The sequence below is a fragment of the Afipia sp. GW822-FHT04G07 genome (genome assembly GCF_058800765.1).
The window spans coordinates 3653326-3678792 of record NZ_JBXAMP010000001.1 but is presented as its reverse complement, the minus strand read 5'-3'; the positions used below and the strand labels follow the sequence as shown (position 1 = coordinate 3678792).

Below are 25467 nucleotides of genomic sequence, written 5' to 3'. Positions count from 1 at the left end.
ATCCTTCTTAGGCGCTGGCGGCAAACGACGTGACGTCGACCAGCCGGTCGGCAATCGCATTGCGAATTTTGTCGTCATGGACAATGGCAACCATGGCAACGCCGTCCTTTTTCTTTTCGGCCACCAACTCGACGACCACGGCACGATTAGTCGCATCCAGCGAAGCCGTGGGCTCATCGAGCAGCAGGATAGGCAGACCGGAAATGAAACCGCGCGCAATGTTCACACGCTGCTGTTCACCGCCGGAGAAAGTCGAGGGCGGCAGCTTCCATAATCGTTCTGGAATGTTGAGGCGGCGCAGCAGCACACCCGCTCGCTCGCGCGCCTCTTCGCGGCCTCTGCCAGCGTTCAGCAGCGGTTCTGCCACCACATCCAGCGCCGCCACCCGCGGCACCGCGCGCAGAAATTGGCTGACATAGCCAATCGTGTTGCGACGGATATTGAGAATCTGCCGTGGTTCGGCGAGCGCGAGATTGATGGTCTGGTCCATGTGACGCAGGTTGATAACGCCACTGTCACAGCGGTAATTGCCAAAGATCATCTTAAGGATCGAGGATTTTCCGGCACCGGACGGGCCACCCAGCACAACGCATTCGCCGGCTGCCACATGGAACGAAACACCGCGCACGACAGGCAAGCGGATACCGTCCTGCAGATGCATCACAAAGGTCTTTTCCGCATTGCGGATATCGATCATCGGAGTCATTGTGGATCTCACGCTGGCAGGATCGAGGAAACGAGAAGTTGCGTATACGGCTCGCGCGGATCGTCGAGCACCTGATCGGTCAATCCGGTCTCGATGACGCGACCGCCCTGCATCACCATCACCCGGTGCGACAACAGCCGTGCCACCGCGAGATCATGGGTGACGACGACGGCGGCAAGGCCAAGTTCGCTGACCAGCGTGCGCATCATATCCAGCAGACGCGCCTGCACCGAGACGTCGAGACCGCCGGTGGGCTCGTCCATGAACACGAGGCGCGGCTCGGTGACCAGATTGCGCGCGATCTGCAACCGCTGCCGCATCCCGCCCGAATAGGTCTTCGGCGCATCGTCGATCCGGTCAGTGGAAATCTCGACCCGTTCCAGCCAGGATGCAGCGGTTCGCCGAATTTTGCCGTAGTGGTTGTGGCCGACCGCCATCAGCCGCTCGCCGACATTCGCACCGGCCGAGATGCCCATGCGCAGGCCCATCGCGGCATCCTGATAAACAAAGCCCCAGTCGGTGCGGAACAGGAAGCGTCGCTCGGCTTCGCCAAGGGTGGCGAGATCGCGCATCACGCCATCTCGCATGCGATAGGAAACCGAGCCAGCATTGGGTGTCATCTGTCCTGACAGCAATTGCAGCAGCGTTGACTTGCCGGAACCGGACTCGCCGACGATCGCCAGCACTTCGCCCGGATATAGCGCGAAAGAAACATCGCGGCAGGCATTGAGGCGACCGAATGATTTGCCAAGGTCCTGCGCTAACAACAACGGCTGATCGGCCCCAGCGGACACTTTGATCTTATCAAGCATGCTGACTCTCAGCATAAGGCGCGTTCTCTCCGCCGCGATGACCATCAAGCTGCCGCGTCTCGCAATAATCGGTATCAGAACAGACGAACATCCGGCTGCCTACATTGTCGGTGACGATCTCGTCCAGATAGGAATCGCCCGAGCCGCACAGCGCGCAACAGGCATCGTGCTTGTAGCGCGTAAACGGATGATCATCGAAATCCAGCGACACCACCGACGTGTACGGCGGGATCGCGTAGATGCGCTTCTCGCGGCCCGCGCCGAACAATTGCAACGCGGGGCAATTGTCCATCTTCGGGTTATCGAATTTTGGTGTCGGCGACGGGTCCATCACATAGCGCGCGTTCACTTTGACCGGATAGGCATAGGCCGTAGCGATGTGGCCGAAACGCGCGATGTCTTCGTAGAGTTTGACATGCATCAGCCCATATTCGCCGAGCGCATGCATGCGCCGGGTCTCGGTCTCCCGCGGCTCAAGAAAGCGCAGCGGCTCCGGAATCGGCACCTGATAAACCAGGACTTGACGCGCGCTGAGCGGCGCTTCGGGAATGCGATGCCGGGTCTGGATGACGGTCGCATCCAGCGTGCTGGTGGTCACGGCAACGCCTGCGGTTTTCTCGAAGAATTTGCGGATCGAGATCGCATTGGTGGTGTCGTCAGAGCCCTGATCGATCACCTTCAATACATCCTTGATACCAAGAATCGCCGCTGTCACCTGCACACCACCTGTGCCCCAACCGTAAGGCATGGGCATCTCGCGACTTGCGAACGGCACCTGATAGCCCGGGATCGCAATCGCCTTCAGGATCGAGCGACGGATCATTCGCTTGGTCTGCTCGTCAAGATAGGCAAAGTTATATGCTGGCGCGTTCATTCCGCAGCCTCCATCTTGGTATCGGCCACGCCGTTTGTCTCGGCAAATTCCTGGCGCAGCTTGCGCAGCAACCCGAGTTCGGACTGAAAATCCACGTAATGCGGCAGCTTGAGATGTTCGACGAAACCCGTGGCCTGCACATTGTCGGAATGCGACAGCACGAACTCCTCGTCCTGCGACGGGGCGACGACGCTCTCGCCGAGTTCGCGTGCGCGCAGCGCTCGATCAACCAGCGCCATCGACATTGCCTTTCGCTCGGATTGTCCGAAGGCAAGACCATAGCCGCGGGTGAAGCACGGTGCTTCCGTGTCACTCCCCTTGAACTGATTCACCATCTGACATTCGGTCAGTGTAATCGCACCCAGAGGCACCGCGAAGCCGACATCTTCCGCCACGAACTCGACTTCGACTTCGCCAATGCGTATCTCACCGGCGAAAGGATGGTTGCGGCCATAACCGCGCTGTGTGGAATAGCCGAGCGAAAGGAGAAAGCCCTCATCTGCCCGCGCGAGGTTCTGCAGGCGTAGATCGCGCTCCGCCGGAAAGCTCAGCGCATCACGGGTCAGATCGGCAACGGGCCGATCCGCATCCTCAGTCGGCGAAGATTCAACCAAGCCGTCGCGGCCGAGAATATCGATGACGCGGGGCATGATGTTTGATTGAACTTCGGCCAATGCTGGCTGTTCCGGCGCCGATTCACCAGCCAGCGCGGGATCAAGCAGACGATGGGTGTAATCGAACGTTGAACCCAGAATCTGACCGCCCGGCATATCCTTAAACGTCGAGGAAACCCTGCGACGCACCTGCATCTTTGACGTATCGGCAGGCTCACTGGCGCCAAAGCGAGGCAGTGTGGCGCGAAATGCGCGCAACAGGAAAATCGCTTCGATCATGTCGCCGCGCGCCTGCTTGATAGCCAGCGCCGCGAGTTCCCGGTCGTACAGTGAGCCCTCGGTCATGATGCGATCAACGCCGATGCTCAGCTGCTCTGATATTTGCGCCAGTGAAATTTCCGGGATGCCGCGATCACCGCGACGCTCGTGCGCCAGCAGCCTATGGGCGTTTTCAATGGCGCGTTCGCCACCCTTTACTGCGACATACATGGTCAGCTTTCCTTCGCAACAAGACGCGTGGTGCGCGGGATCGCGACGATGGCATCGTCTGCGACAAGGACGAGATCGATACCGCGCGGAAACAGCTTTCCGTTCAGTGCAAGACGATCAAGGAAATCGGGGACGCCGACTGTGGCGTGCAAAATGGAAGCACCATCAATGCCGGGGCCGCGCAGCTCATAAGCCGGCCCTTCCGTCAAACTCGCAATCTGCAGGATAATCGTGGTGGAACGATCCGGATATTCAGCACTACCAAACGAGAATATCCCGAACTCCGGCAGGGTATTGCTATTGGCGATCAGCGCGAAGCTCGAGACTGACGAGTCGGCAATCACCGGCGCGCTGGTGTGAAATCCAATCCACCTGGCGACGCTCGACGACTCCGCCATTCCCGCATCAAGCCAAACCGGTGTATCCTGATCAAGCAGCGTCAGCGCAATGGCCGCTGTTGCGCGCATCATGGGTGCAGGCACACCTGACGTGGCCTCGATATGCTGCACCCTCCCCGGTCTCGCCATGGCGTCCATCATCGAGCGAAAGACTGATTGGGCCGACAGGACCTTGTCCGCAAAGCCCGCAGGCAATTCTGAAATCATCATCTTCAGCTTTCCCCGCGCACGAGCGTGTAGAAATCCACCTTTGTCGCAGCGGTTTCTGCGGCCTTGCGTGCTTGCTCCGCCTCGTTGCGCGCGCGCAGCGGTGCCAGCACCTGTGTTTCCACCGCATCCGCAAATGCGTCTGTCTGGCGCAGCGCATCGCACAGCGCGATTAGCTCGGCCTTTGTACGATCACGCCCAAGAGTGTAGCCGAAGCCGACTTCACCACTGGCCAGCCGTACGGCGGCACGCGATACCGTCGCCTCACCGAGATTGAACGGAGCGCCGTCACCGCCAATCCGACCGCGCAGCATGACCAGACCATTCTCCGGCTGGCGCAGTCGCTCGTAGGCGGGAACGGCCAACGTCTCGAGATGTTTGGCGATCTCGGCCGCGGCGGCGTGGGCCAGCACCGCCATTACCTGCTGACGCTGCTTCTGCTGAGGGTTCAAGCGTGCAGTCATCAGATTTCCAAGTCCGGTTAAGTTGTCTATCGTGCTAGACAACTAGATAGATCGGAGCAATGACCGTTTCGTGACAGCGACATGTTTGTTCGCTATCTCCATCCAGCATATTCGTGAGACAGAACTATCGTGAGCATTCACAATAAACCAAGCGGCGTTGCGCTGTGGCGGCAGGTCGCCGACGGTATCGAGCGCGGCATTGCCGACGCGCGCTTCCCTCCCGGAGAAAAGCTGCCGGGCGAAACCGATATCGCCGAGACCTATCGCGTCAACCGCCACACAGTGCGCCGCGCGCTGGCGTCGTTAGCGGAACGTGGTCTGGTGCGCGCAGAACGTGGCAGCGGCACTTACGTGGAAGCACCCAAGTTGAGCTATCCGCTGCGATCGCGTACGCGATTCTCCGAGATTGTCGGCGCGGGCGGACGGGAACCGCGCGGCCAGCTAATCGGGTCATTCATCGAACCCGCGACACGCGAACTGGCTAAGCATCTCGCGCTCAAGACTGGCGCACCTCTGTTACGCCTCGACGTGCTGCGCTTCGCCGATCGAACACCGATCTGCGTCGCCACCAACTGGCTGTCGGCTGATCGTTTCGCCGACGCAGGTCTGATTTATGAGAAGATGCGCTCCATGACCAAGCTGCTGGCGCATTACGGCATCAAAGACTACCGCCGCCATTCGACGCGCGTCACGGCCGCGATCATTGATGCCAGCGATGCCGCCCGGCTTGATCTGACACTGGGACGGCCGGTGCTGGTCGTCGACAGTAGCGATGTGGATGCCGACGGCACGCCACTGCTGACTTCGCACTCGCGTTTTGCGGCGGAGCGGGTCGAGTTCATGGTCGAGAGCCTAGGCTAACGATGATCAGATCGCTGCACGCCGCCCGATGATCGCGAAGCGCAACCGGCTGGAAATCCAGTCGATCGCCGCCACCGCAACCAGAATCATCAGAATGATAAAGGACACCTTCTGCCATTCCAGTACGCGGATCTGTTCGGAAAGTTGCAAACCGATTCCACCCGCGCCGACGATGCCGATAATGGTGGCGGAGCGGGTGTTGGATTCGATGAAGTATAGCACCTGACCTGCGATCACCGGCAACACCTGCGGCAACAAGCCGAAACGGATCTCATGCACAGGGCTGCCGCCCGCGGCGCGAACGCCTTCGATCTGCTTTTTGTCCGCGGCCTCGATAGCCTCAGAAAACAATTTGCCGAACGCGCCGAAATCCGAGACCGCGATGGCCAAAACCCCGGCGAACGGGCCAAGTCCAACCACGTTGATCCAGACCAGCGCCCAGATCAGCGTATCAATCCCGCGGATCGAATCCAGGAATCGCCGCACAGGCGAGCGAAGCCAGATCGACGGCATGACGTTGCGCGCTGCGAGCAGGCTGACAGGCAACGCGAACACAGCGGCCAGCGTGGTCCCCAGCAACGCGATCGAGAGCGTCTCCCCCATCGCCGTCAAATAGGCAGGCAGAGATGACCCGGGATCCGGCGGGATCATCATCATCACGATCCAGCCAAGTTGCTTCAGGCCTGCCAATATCCGCGCCGGTGAGAACTCCAGTTCGTTGAGGCCGAAGATGAACAGCGCAAGCGCAGCGACGAAAATCGCGGGTACCGCCGCGCGCGTTCGCAACGGCCGGTTGAACACCGCAGGATATCGCTTGCGCAGTTCAGCGCTATTCACCCCTGGCGTGTTTTTCACGAGCGAGCTTCCTTGCCGAACAGTCGACCGCGCATCCAGCCCGTACCGATGTCGATAATAAACACTGTGATGATGATCAGGAGCAGGATGGCGCTGACGTCGGAATAGTAGAACTTGCGCACCGCAACCACGAGTTCCTGCCCGATGCCTCCGGCGCCGACGAAGCCCATCACCGAGGCACCGCGCACATTGATCTCGAAGCGCAGCAACGTGTAGCTGGCAAAGCCGGCCGCGATCTGCGGCAGCACCGCAAAGCGCATACAGTCGATCCAGCCCGCACCCGTTGAACGAATACCCTCGACCGGCTTCATGTCGATGTTTTCGACCATCTCGCTGTACAACTTACCCAGCGCACCAACGCAGTGGATCGCGATCGCCAGCACGCCCGCCATCGGCCCAAGACCGAAGGCGATGACGAAGATCAGCGCAAATACGATATCGGGAACTGTGCGACAGAATTCCATGAAGCGCTTGACGACAAAGCGCAGCCACGCGGACGGCGCAGTGTTTTCGGCCGCGAGGAAGTTCAGCCCGAAAGCAAGAACGGCACCGATCATGGTCCCGACATAGCTGATCAGCACAGTCTCACCCAGCAGGGAGAGCCACTGCCGCCAGCCCCAGAACCACTCGGTCATATTGCTCCACACCCGCACGCCACTATCAAGCCTGAAGATGCGATCAAAATAACTGAGGAAATTCCCGATCTTGCCGACGAACGTGCCGAGGTTAACCTCGGCACCCTTTGCGGCGAGGAGCAGCGCCGCAAAGCACACGGCCGTAGCCAGCATCGTGCGTAGCCGCTTTTTCGCGACTGCCTTGCGATAAGCATCGTTCAATGCCGCGAGCTGCTGGGTGGGCAGGAGCGAAATGGCAGCGGGCATCGCGACGTCACTTTCGACGGTTCAGGCCGACAGAAGGGAGCCGGATCGCCAGGATCCTGCTCCCTGAGGTTGTGCGACGCTCAGGACGCCTTCTTCTTGCGAAGCGCATCGACAAACTTGATCAGGTCGATCGTGGCGTCCCAATCCTTCGTCGTTGCAGCATGGAAACCTTGTTTCTGCCCATCGGACAGTTTCTCGAACGCAGCCTTGTCCTTGGCCGGCGCGTCCATAAACGCCTTGACGATCGCAGCCTTGAGGTCTTCCGGAAGCTCGGAGAGGTAGGCATAGGGACCGTTGATAATGGGGGCAGACTTGTGAACAATGCGGAAGTCCTCCTTCTTCAGGGCCGCGCCATTCGCGCCTTTCAACATGCCCTTGTGCAGCATCTGCACCAGAGTGGAGTCGTTATCGTTGGTCCACTGATTGGCGGCGACGTCGACCGTACCCTGTGTCAGCGCCATCATCGCGTTCTCATGGCTGCCGGTGAACACCACCTTGCTGAAGTAAGCGTCGGCGTCAGCAATACCAAGCTTGTCGAGTTCGAAGCGCGGAACATTGTTGCCCGAGGTCGAATTCGGATCGACAAGGCCCAGATTCTTGCCCTTCAGATCATCGATATTCTTGTAAGGGCTGCTGGCCTTGACGAAAAAAACCGAGTAGTAGCCGGTGGATCCATCGATATTAATGTCATTGGCGAAGGCATCTGTCTTCACCCCCGTCATCCGCGCTCGCGCGAACGAGGCAGAGCCATAGCTGGCGACGTGGATGTTGCCCGCACGCTGGCCTTCAATCACGGCGGCATAGTCGTTGGCGATACGCAAGTTGACCTTGACGCCGATTTCCTTCGACAGGTAGGCGACGAATGGCGCCCAGCGCTCGGTGACGCCAGAGGCATTTTCCGCCGGGATGATGGCGAAGGTCAATTCCGGATATTTTGTCTTGTAATCCTGGGCCGACGCAACTGAGGTGGCGAACGCCAGCGCTGCGGCGCCGAGTATAATGGTGCGACGATTGATCATGATGACCTCGGGGTTTTGGTTTGGGGTTGACGCTTGCGAAGTACGTGACGCGCACAGCAATGCCATGTCAGGCGGCAGCAACCGCGCTGTAGGCCGGAACGCTGACCGGCGCTGGGACGTGACCGGGTATGGCTCCCATAACTTCATCGGCCTCTAGATCATATAGTTCGCGAGCGCTCCGGTCGGTCAGCGCGGCTGGCACACCATCGAATACGACACGACCGGCTGACATGCCTATCAACCGGTCACAATAGCTGCGCGCCAGATCAAGTGAATGCAGGTTGCATATCACGGTGATGCCGAAATGCTTATTGATCCGCAGGAGTGCATCCATAACGAGGCGGGTGTTGCGCGGATCCAGCGAAGCAATCGGCTCGTCTGCAAGGATGATGTCAGGCTGCTGTACCAGCGCACGGGCAATTGCGACACGCTGTTGCTGCCCACCGGACAATTGATCGGCACGCTGCGCGGCCAGTGACGCCATGTCGAACTGCTCCAACGCAGACATCGCCAGCGCACGGTCCTCCTCCGGCCACACCTGCATCAGGGAGCGCCATTGCGGAATTTCAGACAGGCGCCCCATCAGGACATTGGTGAGCACGTCAAGGCGCCCGACAAGATTAAACTGCTGGAAAATCATCGCCGAGCGCGCACGCCACTGCCTGAGCTTGCGACCCCGTAGCGCGGTGATATCAGTGCCATCACACAAGATGCGCCCCGAACTAGGCTCGGCCAGGCGATTGATCATACGCAGTATGGTCGACTTGCCGGCACCCGAGCGGCCGATGATGCCGACAAAGGCGCCAGGCTCGATCGCAAATGATGCCTTATCAACGGCCGCCTTTGCGCCAAACCGGCACGTCAGCCCCTCAACCACCAGCATAAAGCGCTCCAATGACAATGTGTGTTGTCACCCGTAACGCCACCGGTTGACAGTGATGTGACACGACCGCGCATATCCCCGGCGTCCGCCGGTTTTACACGACAAGTGGAATGTCATCTCACAGTCGTGACGTTGTCATTATTGATGAAGATGACGATGCAGGTCGGATATCCCCCTCCGTCTTTCGAACACAGAGCCCTGCCATGATCGACATCTTCATCGACAGCGGACGTAGCCTTTTCGGCGACGAAGTCATCGAGACGTCGATGCAAATCAGTGGCGGCAAGATCGCAATGATCGGCGCAGACCCCACGCCCGGCGCGCTCGTCCTCAACGCCCGCGATCTGCTGGTACTGCCAGGCATCATCGACCTTCACGGCGACGCGTTCGAACGTCAGCTGATGCCGCGCCCTGGCGTCGATTTCCCGGTTGACGTCGCACTGATCGACAGCGATCGGCAGGCAATCGCCAATGGTATCACCACGGTGTTCCACGGCACCACATGGTCATGGGAGCCTGGCCTGCGCGGTGCCCAGAACGCACGAAAATTGCTTGACGCCATCGAGACGCAGCGGCCGCACATGGCCGCCGATACCCGCTTCCATCTGCGCCAGGAGATCTACAATCTCGACGCAGAAGAAGAGATCCTGCAATGGCTCGCGGGAGGCCGCATCGACCTTCTGGCCTTTAACAACCACATCGAGACCAGCCTGCACAATCCGGCGAAGCCAGAAAAACGCGCCCGAATGGCTGAGCGCACCGGGTTGACGGACGAAGCCTTCGACCAACTGGTTCAGCGCACCATCTCGCGCGCCGATGAAGTTCCCGGCTCAATCGAGCGCCTCGCCCTTGCTGCGCGAGCAGCGGGCGTGCCGACCCTGTCTCACGACGACGAAACGCCGGCGATGCGCGCCGACTTCCGCAAGCTCGGCGTCTCCATCGCAGAGTTTCCGATCAACGAGGAGACCGCCATTGCCGCCGCCGCGGCCGGCGACTTCATCGTGTTCGGTGCACCAAATGTCGTACGCGGCGGCAGCCACACCGGCTGGACAAAGGCGTCCGACATGATCGCTAAGGGCCTGTGCCAGGTGCTGGCCTCTGACTATTACTATCCGGCGCAGTTGCTGGCTGCGTTCCGTCTTGTCACCGACGGCATCCTGCCACTGCCAGCGGCTTGGGCGCTCATCTCGTCGGCTCCGGCCAAAGCGGCCGGCCTAACGGACCGCGGCGTGCTGGCCACAGGCTGCCGTGCAGATGTGCTTCTGGTCGATAGCAGAACAGTGCTGCGCCCGCGGATCGTGGCCGTCGTCGCCAACGGCAAACTAGTGCACCTGACAGAGGCCAGCCGACTGCTGCAGCCAACTCTGCCACGCAGAATGATTGCGGCCGCTTGACTGGTCTGTATTGTCGGACATCATGACGCTCTTCCCCCGTTACGCCATCTATTACGCACCGGACGCCGATAGTGAATTACATCGCTTCGGCGCCGAACTGCTGGGCTATGATGCCTTTAGCGGCGAAGCCCGACCGTTTCCGGCGGATGTGCTCTCCCATGCGCCGGACTGGGCCGCACTGACGAGCGATCCGCGCAAGTACGGCTTTCACGCCACGTTGAAGGCGCCGTTTGCGCTCGCAGCCGGGAAAATCGAGGACGATCTTTTCGCGAGCTACATGGTTTTCGCCGCGATACCGCGCACGCTTCCCGTTATCACACCCGCCGTTCGTGCGATCGGCGGTTTCGTCGCCATAGTGCCTGACTCCCCGTCGGCACCACTCGGCCTGCTTGCGCAGGAATGCGTCGAAGCCTTCGAAAGCCTTCGTGCGCCTATGACGCCGGAGGACCGCGCCCGGCGCAACCCAGAGTCGCTCACCGAGCGCCAGATCGAGCAACTCGATCGGTTCGGATATCCGTATGTCGGCGACGACTTCCGCTTTCACATGACGCTGACGGGCAGATTGCCGGACGAGCGCCGCGGGCAGGTTCTCGAAATGCTCAATGACCGGTTCGCTGCGCTCGCGCTCGAAACATTGCCGATTAACCGCATCGCACTGTTCCGCCAGAACGATGCAGCTTCGCGTTTCACCAACATCCGGCAAGACGCGTTGGCTGCTTTTTGACTCTAGAAGTTAACCGGGAGGATCCCATTCATGGGCTCCTCGCCCACTTCCTGAAAAACAGAATCTATACTGGCGAGACCGGTCATGGGGCAAATGTATCCGGGCGAGCTTGCGGCCAAGTACAACGCCCCCCGCAGCTAGTCGGCAACTGGCGCCTCCCTATACTCGGCCGCCCCTTCACGGAGATACCAAACCTCGCCACCGACAACGACATTGGACGCTATTCGAAGGGAGGGGGCAGCAGACCCGCCAAACTTAGCCTTCTAAGCTTTACGATATCTGCGAAAAACCACGCAGTGGTTTTATTCTCCAGTCTCTGAGGCGAGTCTCCAAAAAACGGGAATTCTTCAATGGTTGAGTGGAGACTGATCCCCGATTTCGGAAGATAGTGGTTCGAATCCGGTCTCTGTAGAGACTCCGGCTGCACGAAAGGCCCGCTATTGGCGGGCCTTTGTCACGCTCAGGAAAGAAATTCTCCAAAATCCGGACTGGCTGGCTGACCTAGGAGGATTCGAACTGCCACATTCCTAATTGCAGACCCCCCTTTGATTTCTCAATAGAATTTTGCATTTTTTCGCGAGTTCTGGCCTCGGAGAATTTTGCACCAAGTAGCTGTTGGGCAGGGAGAATGCACCTTTCCAACAACAGCCAAGAGGCGAGAGGCGGCGAGTTAGCACGCGCTTCCCTTTAATTTTCTAGGCTGCGACCCGATTGTTTGGTGCTCCGACATAGTGCATCCGCTCTATTTAGAGCGGACGGTACAGCATGGTGTCACCAGCGTGAACGTTGGCAATCCGTAAAGAAGCGGGTTGTCCTGGAAGAACCGCTCAAATGGTATGTAATCGCCACCGATCGTTCCTGCCGGCGTTCCAAAATAAGAAACCTGGACCGCCGGTATAACCACGGCGCGCAGCCTTGCCTCTTCAACAGAGATTGGATTGGTGCAGGCACCGTTGAGGGCGCGCAGGCATTTTTGCTGCACCTCCGCAGTTCGAGCGGGCATCGTCCTCGTGACATTCGGACGGGCTTGAGATGCGGCTTGCGGTGTCTGCGCGTCGGCTCGCGAGGCCCACAGCACAGACGATACAACGATCACCGCGATGGCAGGGAGTAATCTGGAAAGATTCATTGGCTGCCTCCTGCTAGAATCGTGCGTTGACCGCGAGCGAAGTAGCCCAGACATCATATCTCAGTTTCGGCGGCTGGAATGCGATAACCTGCGGCGGTCCGACATCCGACAAGAGAAAAGGTCCGTCCGTTTGCTCCACCCAGGCACGCGAGCCACGGAGCGTGACCGATGCCGCATCGGTAAAGGCATAGGTCGCGGAAGCACCGACCAGATGTTTCTGTTTGGCTGGGACGAACTGTTGCTGCAGCACATCATAGTAGTTGTGGTCACGATACAGAAAGCTGTAGTTCGCGGCGAGCCGAAGCTTTTCGGTGAGCAGATATGACGGTTCGATCGAGCCGATCAAGACATGGCTATTCGAGTTATGGGGCTCGAGCACGAGGCCACCGAGGCCATCTGGAATGTTATTCTTTTCCGCAAAAGACCAGGACAAATTCACCGCCAGGGCCGTCCGATCGTCGAACCGATATTTGGCGGTGCTGTTTGCTGTGAATTTGGCGCCAGCGCGCCCGGTGTTAGCACCGTCGATCGACGCATGCGAACTGCCCATATAAGCAAACGAACTGATCAGGACGAGACTGTCAAAGGTGCTGCTGATATTGCCATTCACCGTATAGCTATTGCCCGGACTAATTCTTTGTCTGATGTCGAATGTGCCGACTTGAAAGTTCAAGGGCGGCGGTGCCGGATTTGGGACTTCCGTGATATTGATACCTTCCTTGGTGAAGTCACCCTGCCAGACGTAGCCAGCAGATATCGATATCGCCGTGCTCTCATTCAAGCCGAAGATGAATCCTGCGGTCGGATTGATGTTGAATCCCACGCCGTAACTTCCCGCATCGACGAGATCGGGATCCATGCGGGTAAATCGCTGATTGCCGGGCAGATAGGTATTACCTGTCGGCAGGTTCATCGAGAGGCCGAGCAGCGGGCGGATCGAGTCGAAATTCAGAAGCGTCAGATTGACGGATGTCTGGGTGTCCACAGGTCCATTGTAATGAGCCGACTGCCCTGGCGTATTCTGTGACGAATAGACGTAGCCGCCCTTGATGCGCGTCTCGAGTTTGTACTGATCCGGCAGAACATAGTCGAAGCCGAAGGTTGTCGGCGTATAGATCTGATAGCCCGATCCTCGATCTGGCGCGAACACATTGGCCCCGCGCGTGCCGGTCCAGGACGAATACTTCGTTTCAGTGCTGCTGAACGCGGAAAAGCGCCCTGCCGGCTCAGCGGGTGATGGTGCCTTCGCGATGCTGGCGTAGGCGGCTTCAGTACCAGCCGCCGGCACAAACGAGTCGAAACCGAAATTGATGCGCGCCATGATCGTGTGCATGTCGGCGTTAACGCGATGGTCAACTGGATTGGCTGGCGTGGCGCCATCCATCACAGCCACGGCCCCTGAATGCGTCACGCCGGTGAAGCGATAGTAATTGTATTCGGCGCCGATCGTGACATTTCGGAACAGGCGATATTCCGCGCCTGCTCCCACGGTCCAGCCGTGGTGCCACGCCGCCGTGCTAAAATCATAGACCGGCGAACTGAGGGCGGGCGTCACCGTACCAGACGTTTCGATCCGGGCGATGGCGTAACCGCCCTTGCCGTAGACGAGCCAATCGGGCAACGGAGCGAAGCCGACTTTCCCGGTAAGAGAGAATACGGACTGGATATTGGTTGTGACGACTTCCTTCTCGGGAGGTATTGCGGCTGGATCCGGATAAAAGCCCGGGTCGCTGTGGCGGTTCATCGGATTGCTGATCCAAGACCCTTCGACACCGAACAGCCAGTAATCTGCGATCGCGGTATCGCATCCCCCCTGAAGGCCAATGATGCCGCGCGTCTGGCTGAAATCTGCGCCTGGCACGATAATCGGCGTTGCGTTTCCGGTCCCGGAGTATGGATTGCTGTTGGTGTAATCCCAGCGCGACGACGAGATCGCTACGCCGGCCTGTCCACCGAGATAACATCTGCTCCAGGAAGCGGCTGGACCGGCTGCGTTAGCGTCCGGAATCGCCTGCAGAAATGTCCCGGAAGCCGCCACGATGGTGGGCAGCAAAAGAACCTGTCGCAAAACCCGCCGACTCATATCCCGTCCCCTGCACTGAGCAAAGAGTAATCAAGTGTGCGTCGAGCAGCCATCCGGGAATCCTTGAAAGCAGGCTGTTTCGAACATCGTGTTTCAAATCGGCAACTCAACTGAACGGTTGAGATCGTTGCTGGTCGAGCAGACACATCATCCTCACTGTCAGGCGCCTGCCAATAACTTAAATAGATCGCTCCGGCGTGTGGCCCCGGTTTTCTTGAAAAGTTTATGAAGATGCGTCTTCACCGTCGCTTGTGACAATCCGAGCATCTCGGCAATCAGCTTGACAGTGTTGACCTTGAGGGCCGCATCGAGAACGCGCATTTCACTCGCGGTGAGGTTATGAGTCCTGGCAACAGCTTCCAGCCGCGCCCGGGAATCAGGCGCTTCTTTGCGAACAAGCACGGCGGCGGCGCAAATGGCTCCTGTCTCCCTGTGCTTGCCGGATGACAAAGGAAGAACATCAGCGAGCCATTGTTGTTGCTCGACATAGTCGAGAGGAATCCCAATGCTCCGCGCACGCAGCGAAACACCCTCCCTTTCAAGCGATGCCAGGCTATCGCGCAGTCTCCGGTCAGCTTCGGCTGAGACAGCGCGCAGCACGTTGCCGTCGCTGGTAATAAGGGTCCGTTCGGAGAGGAGTGCAGCAGCGCGCTGATTGGTCAGAACGACTGATCCGTCGGACCTCACCACGAGGACGGCTTCTTCCACTTGATCGAGCGTCTCGGTGAGCATTGCCTCAGTGACCCTGCCCTGCTCGAACAACCCGCTGATCATGATCGCACGCCGAATATGCGGAACGAGCAGAGAAAGACGGCGCCGGTCCTCGTCGTCGACCATTCCATGCGCCTCATCGAAATGTATACTGATGAGCGACGAGCGCATGTCCTCCATCCCGAGATTCACGGCAAGGACATCGGCAATGCCCTCCGGCTCGGCCCACTCCCTGTAGAACGACGTCTGCACAAAATCGTCTTGCGAAATGATGTCGCCGATGGCGTACACAACACCGGCTTCCATGAAGGCCGCCCTCGGAATGACTGGACTCATCTGCAGGTACTTTTCGAAGTACTGCTTCGCCTCGTGCGGGTCGTCGCCGAACCAATAAAGCATCTGCGAATGCTGCACGGCGGCGTCATTCCAAGACAGGACTGCTGTGGTTCCTTGGACAAATGTGCAAATACTACCGAGCGCCCCCTGCCACAGAGTTGAGTTGAGAGATGCGTCGTAAATATCGCCGATGACTGTCAGTAACTCCGTCAACTCCGCCTTCATCAGCGCCGCACCGCTGCCGGGGCCAAACATCAGCGTCGGCCGTGAACGCCCCAGCGCGCCTCGCGACCGTCGAATGCCAGACTTGAGATGTAGTGCGGTCGCAAGAACAGCGTCAATCTATCGATTGATAGGTCTTCCTTCGCCAAAGGCCCATTTCATCAACTGTCGAGGCACAATCTCATCCAAATGATTGAGGTGAAATTTTTTGCTTCGCGATGTTGTTGCGAATGGCTTGTGAGTTTCTCACGGAGGAGATTAGACTTCCTGCGATGGATCCGGCTTCGGCAGCTCGTCGGAAGGGAAGACCATGCGCAACTCGCTTTGGATCGTCGTCCAATTGCTATCGAAGTCCCGGCGCATTCTTCCGCTCGTGCTGTTGTTGCTCTTCGTGATCGCGCTAAAGCCGGAGCCGGCGAATGCAGATGATGCGAAAGCCGCTGACGTCGCTGTCGATCTTTTCGTCAAGGGCGGTAAATACGCCGGGCTTCCGATCAGCGAGACGGAAGCGGTGATCGTCAAACAGATCGTCACCTGCGGACTCAATAAAACGGATGTCGGAGACTGCGTCAGAAACATTGTCGTCGCCACCGCTCTGAAAGAACTCGGCACGCAAGGCGACGTGGCAAACGCCACGGGCTGCCTGCTCGGCGGAAGTCCGGTCAAAACCTGTGTGGACCAGGCCGTCGTTGCGCGGCTGCCCGAAGAAGCGCGACCGATGGTGTCCTGCATGATGGCGGGTGGGAACAACATCGCCGACTGCGGCAAGAAACTCGCCGAGGGAATGATCCTCGACAAGATACCCGATAATCTGAAACCTACCGCGACCTGCATCATGGAAACGGGGAATGCTGCGAATTGTTCAAAGGGTCTTATCCTTCAGCAACTACCGCCGGACATGCGGGATCAAGCTGACAAGATCGTGAATTGTCTCGGTGGCAGCAACCCGCCGTCCTGCATAGCGTCGTCCGCCGTTCCCGACGAGATCAAACCGCTGTCGGCCTGCGCCACAAGCCCCAATGTCGGTCAGTGCATGGCGGATCTCGCGGCAAAGAACTTGCCCGACGGCGTGGGAAAAAACATGGTCGGATGCGTCGGCGCAGGCGCTGACTTCGGCAAGTGCGCCGCGCAGAAGGGGATTACGAGCGCGCAGGATATGGCGAATTCGCAAATCTCAAAGGCACAGCAGGAGGCGATCCAGAAGGCGCTCGATACAATCGACAAGCTTCGGCCGGATGCGCCCTATACAATCGAGGCTGGACCGAACAAGTCGGCAACCATCAAGAACATCATGATGGTGGCCGAAGGAATCCAGCAGCGCGACTGGGGCAAGCTTGCGATGGGCGCTGGTCCGGAGCTGGTGAAGATCGCCTCGGGCATCCTGCTTTCGATCTTCCTCACTCCGGCCCTCGCAGGAGCGCTCGGTCCCGCCGTCGAAGCCATGATCAACAACGATGTCGCCGCCGCTCAGAGGGCGCTCGATGCTATTGGAGACGGCAATCCGGTTAAACTCGCGCAGGTGATCTTCGAGTGGTACGAGAACAGCTTCATCGACAAGCCTTGCGCCCTGGTGGGCGACAGCAAGGCGCGAGACACGATTTGCGGCGGTCTGTCCGACGCGATCAAGTTCATCAGCAACAACGCCGCAGACCTCGCAAAGAAGATTCTGGGAGTTGGAAAGGACATCCTTGAATGGATCGGCGTATGGGGAACGGTGGACGATGTGGCAACATTCACCTGGAACACATTGAAGGGCGCCGTGAACAAGCTCGGGAATGCCCTCGGCTTTGGACATGATGAATGGAAGGCCCCCAGAGATTGCGGATCGCCGGCGCGTGAATCGCCCGTCGACTATCTCGCCAATCATTTTCTGACGTGTCTTCCCAAGGCTGCGGGTCTTAAAGTGTCGGGCCTCAACCTGGATACCTCCAAGCTGAAAGCGGATTGCAACAGCTATTTCAACCGCTGTACGGACCCGAAGAAGCGGGGCTCGGTCGCCGAGGCCTGCAATGCGATGTCCGCTTCGCTGTCCAATCTCTCGGATAACGCCAGCAACGCCGTGAAGACAGCCGCGCAGGCCTACACCGATATCGGCATCGGAATGGCGAGCGTCGCGAGCGACGCGTACAAAAGATGGGAGTCCGGCAAGAGTTTTGACGATCTGTGCGACGCCAATTTCTGGAAGAGCAATGAATACGTCTATGCCGCGAAATGCGCCGCGTTCGTGAACGGGCAATTCCCGCTGCCTGAAGGGGGAGCAGCGGCCACATGCGCGCTCCCGACGCCGGCCAGGGCCTCACAACGGGCTTGCATCGCCAGCCTGCAGGCCGCCTCCGCCGCGAAGAAAGGCGCGCTGGCCGGGCCCGACAGCGACTTTTGCAAGAAGCAGAAGGAATATGCTGCGGCGAATCCATGCACATGGGACACGTCGCAGCGGACCGTTCCCGGCACCGGGCACAAGTTCGATGAGATAAAAAACCTCAATTGCGGCGACGGAAAGCTCAAGCCCAATTTCCAGGGTGGCGCCGCCTCCATCCCTCAGGTCCTGCCGAGGAAAAGAGGACCAGGGACACTCACGACCCTTCCAGGAAGTCAACCCACCACCCCGAAAGTGCTTCCAAGGCAGGCGACTCCGCCCCCGGGGTCAATCAAGAAACTCCCGTGGACACCGTCGGCCCCCCGTGACGAAACTCTCGCTGGCAACAGAGCAGGCGGCGCCATGGACGCTCTCGGCAATTCGATGTCGGATGGTAGCTTTGGAAATGTCGCCGGCACCGCTGGCGGGCCGGGCCTTTCACGTTTCCCGTCCGGCGTGCCTTCGGTCCGCACCCTCCCCGGGGCCGGGGGCGGCGGTATCGGCATGGTCAACGGTGCCAGCGGCAACGCGCCTGTCACCAAAGGGAAATCGCAAAATTCCGGCGGAAGCGGCGGCATCGGTATGGTCAACGGCGCCAGCGGCAATGCGCCTGTTACCAAGGGAAAATCGCAGAACAGCGGCAATGCGGCATCACGGTTCGACAACGAGCCCATCGACTATGGCGGCTGCGCCGGCTGCGGCAAACCGAAGAGACTTGACGTGCGCTGACAAAAACGCGGACGGGATGAGATGATCCTTCCCACCGGCCACGCCGGGCTGGTGAAAACATTGTATCCACCGAGGCGGATTCCGATGTTGTAAAGGCGGACAGGCTCATCCCGCTCGAAATCTGCTCAGTCGCGGTTGATGATCGGTTGAAGGTTCTTGAGCAGCGACACCAGATGACTCTGCCGCTTGGTGCCTGTCTTCTGAAATATGTTGTGCAAATAGAAGCGCGCGGTGCCGAGCGTAATGTTTTCGCGCGCCGCGATATCCTTCAATTGTAGGCCGCCGGCCAGCGCGGCTGCGATCGCCGCCTCTTTCGGCACCAGGGCAAACGCCTGCCTGATGTGATTCACGAAGCGTTGCGGCGGCTGCGCCGGCAGCAAGTCACGTACAAAGATGACGGCGCAGGGCGCCGCCGGCAGGCCATACGTTGAAGGATGCATGAAGGGTCCGATCGACAGAACGAGATCGTTGCCGCCTTCCGGCGCCTTGACGACAAGATCGCTCCCGAGACCCGGCAATATCCCGTCCGTCAGCGTGCAGACTTTCGCCACGGCCTGCTCCAGGATATGGGGACGCGCCACAACATGGGTCGAAAGCCGTCCGTTTTTTGCGGTCAAGGCGCAGCCGGAACGGGTCATGATAGCATCCGCTCTCGCATTCATGCTGAGAATGTTCATCGTGCCGTCAACGAACATCACTCCGAACGGCAGATAGGAGAACGCCGAGGCAAGAGCGTGCGTCGTCTGCAATTGCCGGCTCAGTTCACCGGCGCGCTTCAGATGGGGCACGATGTGTTGTAAATATTGCGCTTCGGCAGCATCGAAGCCGGGCTGGCGAGAACCGCGCTGAATGTCGAAAAAGCAGAAGACATCATCCGCCAGACGCAGTTTGCAGCCGATGCCGCCGTACATGTCTTGCGGCGCCATCCATTCGTTCCAGAGCCTGCTGGCACGGAAGCGCCCGTCTCCCATCAAGGCGTGGTCGCTGTACACGACGCTCGCCGGAATCTCCATGACACGCTTCGCGAGTTCGTTATCCGCAAACTGCTCAAGATAGAGCGTCGTCCAGCGCGGATCGGAATCAGGCGCGATGACGCCATCGACCGGCGGAAGATTCGGCCCCAGACGCCCAAGGCAGGCTTTCGAGCCATGGAAAGCATCGCGCAGCCGTGTCACGACAGTTGGCCATTGTGTGGGGTCGTAAGCTGCCTCGTATATGCAGCTCACAACATCCGATATCGCTTCCGGCGAAGGAAGAGAACTCATGTGGTGACCTCCACGCTGGGCTGCATTCCTCTACGGCAACGGGCGATCTGGGAGCGTGATGCGTTCAGGTTTACTTATCCCCGCCGTGATTGCAAGCTAGCGGATTAAGCTTGGCAGCGAGATGACAGGCTCCCCGGTACTCACCGTCAGTTCATATCCGGCACAAACTCCCGGTGAAATTAGCGCCCTATTGAATTCATTGGCTCGCCAGCAATGTCGTGGCCGAAGATCCTCATCAACACCATCATGCCATGGAGACAATCGTCCGGGATAAGGTTTCTCGCCATTCTGGCCAGCACTCAGTGCTATCGAACCCGTCTCTGGCCTACGTCCTCGGAAAACGGGAATATTTTGTGAGACGGCTGGAGAATACCGGCCGATTTCAGTCGGGTTAGCGGAAAACCGGTCACTGCAGAGAATGCTCTCGCGTAAAAAGCGCGCCGTTGGCGGGCCTTTTTCGCAACTAACAGAGAAATTCTCGAAATCACACACTGGATGGCTGGCGATACAGTGTTGATCGCGCTGGTCTCTTCGAGATTTCCCTGCCAACAGGGAATTTTACAGGGAAAATTGCAATCCCAAGGCCCCAAAGGGCGATTTCCTGGAGAGAAACCGCAGTGCCGCAGCGACTTATCGCGCCATTCCCTAAAAAAATTTGCAGGGAAATCCTTCCGAAGAACAGGGAGTTTATATGCGCAAGCAGTGAATTTTCTCCGCAAATATCGTCGGATAATGTTCTCGGTATGCACAACTATTTTATGCTCGAAAGCTGCGTGACCGGACGACGCGATGAAAAGCTTCCCGGGGAATGTTGGCTCAATGCAGCGAACAGAATCAATTCGGCCAGGATGGAGCCGTAAAGAACGATCGACTTGAATCTCTATCGTCTGGCAATTCGCTCTTCCTTGCCTCAGCGAAAAGCTCGCGACAACGTTTGCGCAATGGCGCTCAATACAGCCCCCTGCTTCGTGATCATTCAAGAAGGTGCCGGATCAGTTGCCCCCTGGACGGACAGGGAAGACGAATGTCATGTCATGAAATTCCTCCACCGGAAGGTTCTGCTGCGTTTGAGAGAAGAGCACGTTTCTTTTGGATCGCGAGTCTAGTTCGGTAGACGGGGTAGAGAAGGACGTCACCTTCAGACCGACCCCGAGCAAGATAAGGGTGGCCACAACAATGTGATGCGCGCGCATAACGACTCCCTTGATGAGAACTGTCCCCTCGCAAGGGGTGGCCGTTCGGCGTCACTCGAGCTTCGACCGAACGGCCACGAGGAGTGGGGACATAACAGTGTCTGAGGATAGCCAGCCGGGCGCCGTCGCCGCGTCATCGGAACCAATGATGTGGTAGACATTGCAAGTGATGTCGACATGTCTGCGGGTCGAGCATCGGCCTCAGTGCCATCAACGCGGCCGGACGATATTCGTCAGAAAACACCAAAATGCGCTTCCCGCGCTCCGTGCACACTTTGGCGCTAAACTCTTCATCTCACGGCTGCGCTTGCTGCGCGGCCGTGTCAGCTAATGCAACTGACCGATCAATGTTCGGCAGTGCAAGGCTGCGATTGTTCCGACTCTTTCGCATGAAGCTTATCGATTTGAGGCCATCGTCACTCAATGGTGAAAGGTCCTCTCTCGGCGATGCGCCGAATGCGTCTGTCGCGGGCAGCGCTTCGCGCGGCGCGCCATCTGGCGAAGAACCGAAGCACCCTTGGCTTCCAGCGACCTGAGATGCCGATCATTATCTTCCTCCCAACGCAGCGCCTGATTGAAGCGATCGATTCGTCTTACGACCTGCCGAACGTTTGTTGCCGGTGGTACGCGCCCCACGACGGAGATCGTCCGTTGCAGACGTGCTGGCATTCCACTTCTGCACCGCGACGACGGCGAGAAATTGAGCGACGACGATGCCGGTGAGTCCGAGAGCTCCAAGAACATTGTCCATCGCATTCTCCTTTAACTCGCGCGCGCAGCGCATTGCTTGGATGATTCAGTGCTTAGCGAAACGGAATTCCCGCCGCGCCGTCTGCCGGCGACGACGCAGCCAGCGCCGCAAGGCCTTGAAGTCCGGGCATAGATGCTGGGTGCGCGCGTTCCCGAGTACCGCTGCAAAATGGCGACGCGCGCAGATGTTCTTCCAGTCTGGCGGACGGTGATGCCATCGCTTGTACGTCGTGAACATGACGATGGCGGCACAGCCGATTGCGTTCACCCCGAACACCGCCGCCACGATGAGATCTCCGAGTGCTGCAAGGGCATAGATCACCGTCGCAACGTTGGCCGCGGTGAATACGATCCATGTCCATAGTGATACCGCGTTCGCGTATCCCGGATCGCGGTAAACGCTCACGATCCGGACCTGTTACGCACCGCACGGGCGACGTTCAAGACCACGAAGATCGAGCAGCGCGTGACCGACAAGGCCCTGGTCCTCAATTTGGGTCCGACCGTTCGGACACGTGAGGGTTTTGGCATATGCCAGACGCCGCCGCGTCATCGGAACCGATGATGCTCCTCACGAATAAAGAGCCGGCTATTGGGTCTGCCGGACCGGCGGCGGCGTATCCTGGAAGAGACGGAGCAGGTCGGACTGCCGCACGGTATCGGTCTTGCGATTATTGTACTGCAAATGGATGCGAATGGTTGGATCGCTAATGCGGAGATGTCGGCCGCTTCCTTTCCGCCACGCCTCTGCGCGAGCGCCGGCAGCACGCCAAGCCCGCAGACAGGCGCACCTACTTTACTTCTGCGCCGCGCAACAAAAGGCAGGCGAGAGATCCAACAATAGCTATCGGTGCCAGTACGAACGTCGCAGATAGCCACCCGAAATGCGCCGCGAGCGCGCCTACCATCATTGGCCCGGCGAATTGACCCAGATTGCTCGCTTGCTGAAGAAAGCCGATCGTCGTTGGGATGTCGTCAGCGGTCGGCGCTATCTGCGGCGCGCTCGCATAGAGCGCTCCGGGAGCGAGACCGCCTACGCCGAGCGAGATTGCAGCGAGAATGACCACGGCCGACGCGGGAAGAGCTTCGCTGTAAATGCATATGCTGAGGGCAGAGAATGTAAGCAACGCAACTGCGCCACAAACCCATATCCTAAGTCCCGCCCTCAACAGATAACCGGAGGCAATGTGCCCCACTACAGACACAGCGAGGATGAATCCACTGAGCAACCCCGCAGTTCCTATTGAGATCGCATATGTCGATGTCAAAAACTGCGGAAGCGCAAACGACATCGAGAACATCTGACAAGAAAATGCGAAAAAGGCGAACGCGGCGGCGAGACACCGTTCTTCGCCGAGTATATCAATGACGTGCTTCACCGAGGCACCGAGACGCTTATTTTTGCTCGCGTCTTCGGCCGTCAAACCCACCGCAACGCTCACACGCCAGAACACCACGAGGGCGACGGCCATGGCGCTGTTGGCGAGCCACAGATTTCGCCATCCGATGGCAGGCAAGGCCGGGCCAGAGAACAACATCAACATGATTCCGGCAGGCAGATAGGCGCTCCAGATCGCCATCATAAAATTGCGTTTGGCGCCTTGCAACAAGCCTGCCAGCAGGCTCGGCACCGACAAGATCACACCAAAGAATCCGATGCCTTCCATGACGCGCGCGACGAGCAGCGTCTCGGCATCCGGAGCATAAGAGCCGAGCAGGTTTCCGGCGGCGATCGCTGATAGGCCGCCGATAAGCGACCGGTGGAGACCGATGCGTGCAACGATGGCGCCGGCACCGACGCCGCCGATGGCTCCGAGCGTCGCAAATACGCCAACGATCAACCCTGCGACATCGAGGCCGAGTTGCATCTCCGCGCGAATAATCGGCATGCAGATGATGGCTTTGCCAACTTGCGTGGCGGCGAACATTCCCGTGAGAATGAGAGACGCGATCAGAACCGTGGATTGCTCCGGCTCTGGCGCGCGCGCAAAAGTGGCTTCGGGGGTTCTGTCCAGAAATTTCGTAATGATCGCCGGCGACTCCATGCGTAATGTTGGCGCGCCATCGCCGCAGGAGCGTCATCTGAATAGTTGATGCGGTTGATTTAATTGTGCCGGAGCGTTGTCGCGCGCCGCCGTGATCCCACCTTGCCGGCGGTTCGCACATGGGGTGTACCCGGCGAGAACTTGCGTCCGGCACCTATCGATCGCGCAGGTCAACCCGGGACAAACTCTGTGCTTCCAACGGGCGGGAGAGCTGTTGAACTGCATGCTGGATCGGGGCGGTCGCATTTTGCAACAAGCGCAGCACGTCCGCTTGCCTGGTTGTGTCCGTCTTTGAAAAAATGCGCTGCAGATGGGTCCGAGCCGTCGCTTCGCTGATGCCGAGCATGTTCGCCGACTCCTTTGCACTCATCCCTTGGGCAAGAGCCAGCAATACGCGCAGTTCCCCCCCTGTCAGTCCGTAAAGCCTGGCAAAGGCCTCACCCGGCATCAGAGGCGCCTCGATCGGGTTCTTCGTGAATAGGGCGACCGATGCCGCGAACGGGGCGACAATGTCGTGGCGCTTGCCGTGCGACACCGGAAGGAGCGTTGCGACATAACCGGGACCGCCATCGACATCAGGGATCGCCAGGGAATGTTCGCGCAAATTCTTGTCGATGTCGTCACGCGCCGCATCGTCAATGGCTTTCGACAACACAGCCCGCGTCGCGGGATCCGTGGGAGAAATCCGGTTGTTCACGATTCGAATGGACTTGCCGGTTTTGACCTGCCGCTCGGCAGCCGCGTTCATGTAGACGACGCGGCCATCGCGTGCTGTGAGGTAAACGCCCGAGACGAGCCCATCGAGCGTCCTTTCAAGCAACTCCGAATGGATCGCCTTGATATCGAGCACATCGGAGATGGCCAGAACGCGGCAGACATGCGGGGACAAAAACTTGAACAGGTTGATCTCGCGATCACGGTACTGCGGTGCCTTCTCGTCCCGGGAAGCGTGCATGGAGGCCATGCGTCCACCGGTCCGCAACGCCGGAAACCAAATGATGTCCTGCAGTCCGAACGGCTTCAGCACGTCGCGAAAGAACCGGCTTTCATGCAAGTCGGTATTCTCGATGGAGAGAGCTTTGACGTCGCCGACATTTGCAACAACATCTGATGCCGCCATCGGGCTTTCTGCGTAGTTTTTTCCAAGCTTTTCCAGAAGTTGCTGCCTGTATCCAAACACAAATAACTGGTCGTTTTGCGTGTGCCGCAAATCGTGAACGCAAATTCCACCCGCCGTACTTTCACACAGATTTGCGACTTTTCGGCAAGCGTCCGGCCACCGATTCGGATCGAGCGCGCAGTCATAGATCGCGCCGATCGTGTCGGCCAGCGTCTGGGCTGGGAATTCATTCAACCCGTTCACGTTCAGCCCTTTCCAATCCAAAGGGGCATATCTTGCCGGCCATAAAGCATTGGTTCGGCCCAGCAAACGCGGCACCGCAGATGTAAACGGACATTTTTTCCGAG

The 25467-nt window shown here is 58.8% G+C and carries 22 protein-coding genes; 4 read left to right on the top strand and 18 right to left on the bottom strand.

All coding sequences use genetic code 11. From position 1 onward, the window contains the following. Window positions 1–7: 7 nt before the first annotated feature. The 6 genes from phnL to phnG are packed head-to-tail and all read right to left on the bottom strand — an operon-like array spanning window position 8 to window position 4564. Window positions 8–706: a phosphonate C-P lyase system protein PhnL gene (gene phnL / locus AC1RKJ_RS17980; protein ID WP_492792273.1), complete on the bottom strand. Its 699-nt coding sequence runs from the start codon at window positions 704–706 to the stop codon at window positions 8–10. Window positions 707–714: 8 nt separating this feature from the next. Beyond that, window positions 715–1518, bottom strand: coding sequence for a phosphonate C-P lyase system protein PhnK (gene phnK / locus AC1RKJ_RS17975; RefSeq protein WP_492792272.1), 804 nt, complete (start codon window positions 1516–1518; stop codon window positions 715–717). Beyond that, window positions 1511–2392: an alpha-D-ribose 1-methylphosphonate 5-phosphate C-P-lyase PhnJ gene (locus AC1RKJ_RS17970; protein ID WP_492792271.1), complete on the bottom strand. Its 882-nt coding sequence runs from the start codon at window positions 2390–2392 to the stop codon at window positions 1511–1513. The genes phnK and AC1RKJ_RS17970 overlap by 8 nt, the downstream gene beginning before the upstream one ends. Then, complete coding sequence (locus AC1RKJ_RS17965; protein WP_492792270.1) at window positions 2389–3495, bottom strand: carbon-phosphorus lyase complex subunit; 1107 nt, start codon at window positions 3493–3495, stop codon at window positions 2389–2391. Before AC1RKJ_RS17965 ends, AC1RKJ_RS17970 begins: the two co-directional genes overlap by 4 nt. Window positions 3496–3497: 2 nt before the next feature. Beyond that, complete coding sequence (phnH, locus tag AC1RKJ_RS17960) at window positions 3498–4103, bottom strand: phosphonate C-P lyase system protein PhnH (RefSeq protein ID WP_492792269.1); 606 nt, start codon at window positions 4101–4103, stop codon at window positions 3498–3500. A 2-nt stretch (window positions 4104–4105) separates the two neighbouring features. Beyond that, window positions 4106–4564, bottom strand: coding sequence for a phosphonate C-P lyase system protein PhnG (phnG, locus tag AC1RKJ_RS17955; RefSeq protein WP_492792268.1), 459 nt, complete (start codon window positions 4562–4564; stop codon window positions 4106–4108). Between the two features lie 129 nt (window positions 4565–4693). Here phnG and phnF point away from each other — a divergent pair, with 129 nt between their 5' ends. Continuing rightward, complete coding sequence (gene phnF, locus AC1RKJ_RS17950) at window positions 4694–5425, top strand: phosphonate metabolism transcriptional regulator PhnF (protein ID WP_492792267.1); 732 nt, start codon at window positions 4694–4696, stop codon at window positions 5423–5425. Between the two features lie 6 nt (window positions 5426–5431). On the opposite strand, the gene phnE (AC1RKJ_RS17945) is transcribed toward phnF, so the two are convergent. The 4 genes from phnE (AC1RKJ_RS17945) to phnC all read right to left on the bottom strand — a co-directional run bounded on the left by phnE (AC1RKJ_RS17945) (window position 5432) and on the right by phnC (window position 9063). After that, complete coding sequence (gene phnE / locus AC1RKJ_RS17945) at window positions 5432–6280, bottom strand: phosphonate ABC transporter, permease protein PhnE (protein ID WP_492792266.1); 849 nt, start codon at window positions 6278–6280, stop codon at window positions 5432–5434. Further along, window positions 6277–7161: a phosphonate ABC transporter, permease protein PhnE gene (gene phnE / locus AC1RKJ_RS17940; RefSeq protein WP_492792265.1), complete on the bottom strand. Its 885-nt coding sequence runs from the start codon at window positions 7159–7161 to the stop codon at window positions 6277–6279. The genes phnE (AC1RKJ_RS17945) and phnE (AC1RKJ_RS17940) overlap by 4 nt, the downstream gene beginning before the upstream one ends. Before the next feature lie 80 nt (window positions 7162–7241). Beyond that, window positions 7242–8180 (bottom strand): phosphonate ABC transporter substrate-binding protein, encoded by a 939-nt coding sequence (phnD, locus tag AC1RKJ_RS17935; RefSeq protein ID WP_492792264.1) that lies wholly within the window; start codon window positions 8178–8180, stop codon window positions 7242–7244. A gap of 67 nt (window positions 8181–8247) precedes the next feature. Beyond that, on the bottom strand, window positions 8248–9063 hold the full coding sequence (gene phnC, locus AC1RKJ_RS17930) for a phosphonate ABC transporter ATP-binding protein (protein WP_492792263.1): 816 nt from the start codon (window positions 9061–9063) through the stop codon (window positions 8248–8250). Between the two features lie 203 nt (window positions 9064–9266). Between phnC and AC1RKJ_RS17925 the strand changes: the two genes are divergently transcribed. Then, complete coding sequence (locus AC1RKJ_RS17925; RefSeq protein WP_492792262.1) at window positions 9267–10457, top strand: alpha-D-ribose 1-methylphosphonate 5-triphosphate diphosphatase; 1191 nt, start codon at window positions 9267–9269, stop codon at window positions 10455–10457. Window positions 10458–10479: 22 nt separating this feature from the next. Then, window positions 10480–11181, top strand: a complete 702-nt coding sequence (locus AC1RKJ_RS17920) for a DUF1045 domain-containing protein (RefSeq protein ID WP_492792261.1) — start codon at window positions 10480–10482, stop codon at window positions 11179–11181. A 742-nt stretch (window positions 11182–11923) separates the two neighbouring features. On the opposite strand, the gene AC1RKJ_RS17915 is transcribed toward AC1RKJ_RS17920, so the two are convergent. The 3 genes from AC1RKJ_RS17915 to AC1RKJ_RS17905 form a co-directional block, all read right to left on the bottom strand. Next, a complete protein-coding gene (locus AC1RKJ_RS17915; RefSeq protein ID WP_492792260.1) occupies window positions 11924–12310 on the bottom strand; it encodes a hypothetical protein in 387 nt (128 codons plus the stop codon). A 13-nt stretch (window positions 12311–12323) separates the two neighbouring features. Beyond that, window positions 12324–14393, bottom strand: a complete 2070-nt coding sequence (locus AC1RKJ_RS17910) for an outer membrane beta-barrel protein (protein ID WP_492792259.1) — start codon at window positions 14391–14393, stop codon at window positions 12324–12326. A 159-nt stretch (window positions 14394–14552) separates the two neighbouring features. After that, window positions 14553–15695, bottom strand: coding sequence for a helix-turn-helix transcriptional regulator (locus tag AC1RKJ_RS17905; RefSeq protein WP_492792258.1), 1143 nt, complete (start codon window positions 15693–15695; stop codon window positions 14553–14555). 277 nt (window positions 15696–15972) lie between these two features. Here AC1RKJ_RS17905 and AC1RKJ_RS17900 point away from each other — a divergent pair, with 277 nt between their 5' ends. Beyond that, window positions 15973–18747 (top strand): hypothetical protein, encoded by a 2775-nt coding sequence (locus tag AC1RKJ_RS17900; RefSeq protein WP_492792257.1) that lies wholly within the window; start codon window positions 15973–15975, stop codon window positions 18745–18747. 125 nt (window positions 18748–18872) lie between these two features. Here the strand turns inward: AC1RKJ_RS17900 and AC1RKJ_RS17895 are convergent, their stop codons facing one another. From AC1RKJ_RS17895 to AC1RKJ_RS17875, 5 genes are all read right to left on the bottom strand, one after another. After that, window positions 18873–20012 carry a helix-turn-helix transcriptional regulator gene (locus AC1RKJ_RS17895; RefSeq protein ID WP_492792256.1) on the bottom strand — a complete coding sequence of 380 codons (1140 nt, stop codon included), beginning with the start codon at window positions 20010–20012 and terminating at the stop codon, window positions 18873–18875. 1740 nt (window positions 20013–21752) lie between these two features. Continuing rightward, on the bottom strand, window positions 21753–21956 hold the full coding sequence (locus tag AC1RKJ_RS17890; RefSeq protein WP_492792255.1) for a hypothetical protein: 204 nt from the start codon (window positions 21954–21956) through the stop codon (window positions 21753–21755). Between the two features lie 45 nt (window positions 21957–22001). Then, window positions 22002–22361 (bottom strand): hypothetical protein, encoded by a 360-nt coding sequence (locus AC1RKJ_RS17885; RefSeq protein WP_492792254.1) that lies wholly within the window; start codon window positions 22359–22361, stop codon window positions 22002–22004. Window positions 22362–22746: 385 nt separating this feature from the next. Next, window positions 22747–24000 carry an MFS transporter gene (locus AC1RKJ_RS17880; protein WP_492792253.1) on the bottom strand — a complete coding sequence of 418 codons (1254 nt, stop codon included), beginning with the start codon at window positions 23998–24000 and terminating at the stop codon, window positions 22747–22749. 154 nt (window positions 24001–24154) lie between these two features. Then, window positions 24155–25363 (bottom strand): helix-turn-helix transcriptional regulator, encoded by a 1209-nt coding sequence (locus AC1RKJ_RS17875; RefSeq protein ID WP_492792252.1) that lies wholly within the window; start codon window positions 25361–25363, stop codon window positions 24155–24157. Window positions 25364–25467 lie beyond the last annotated feature (104 nt).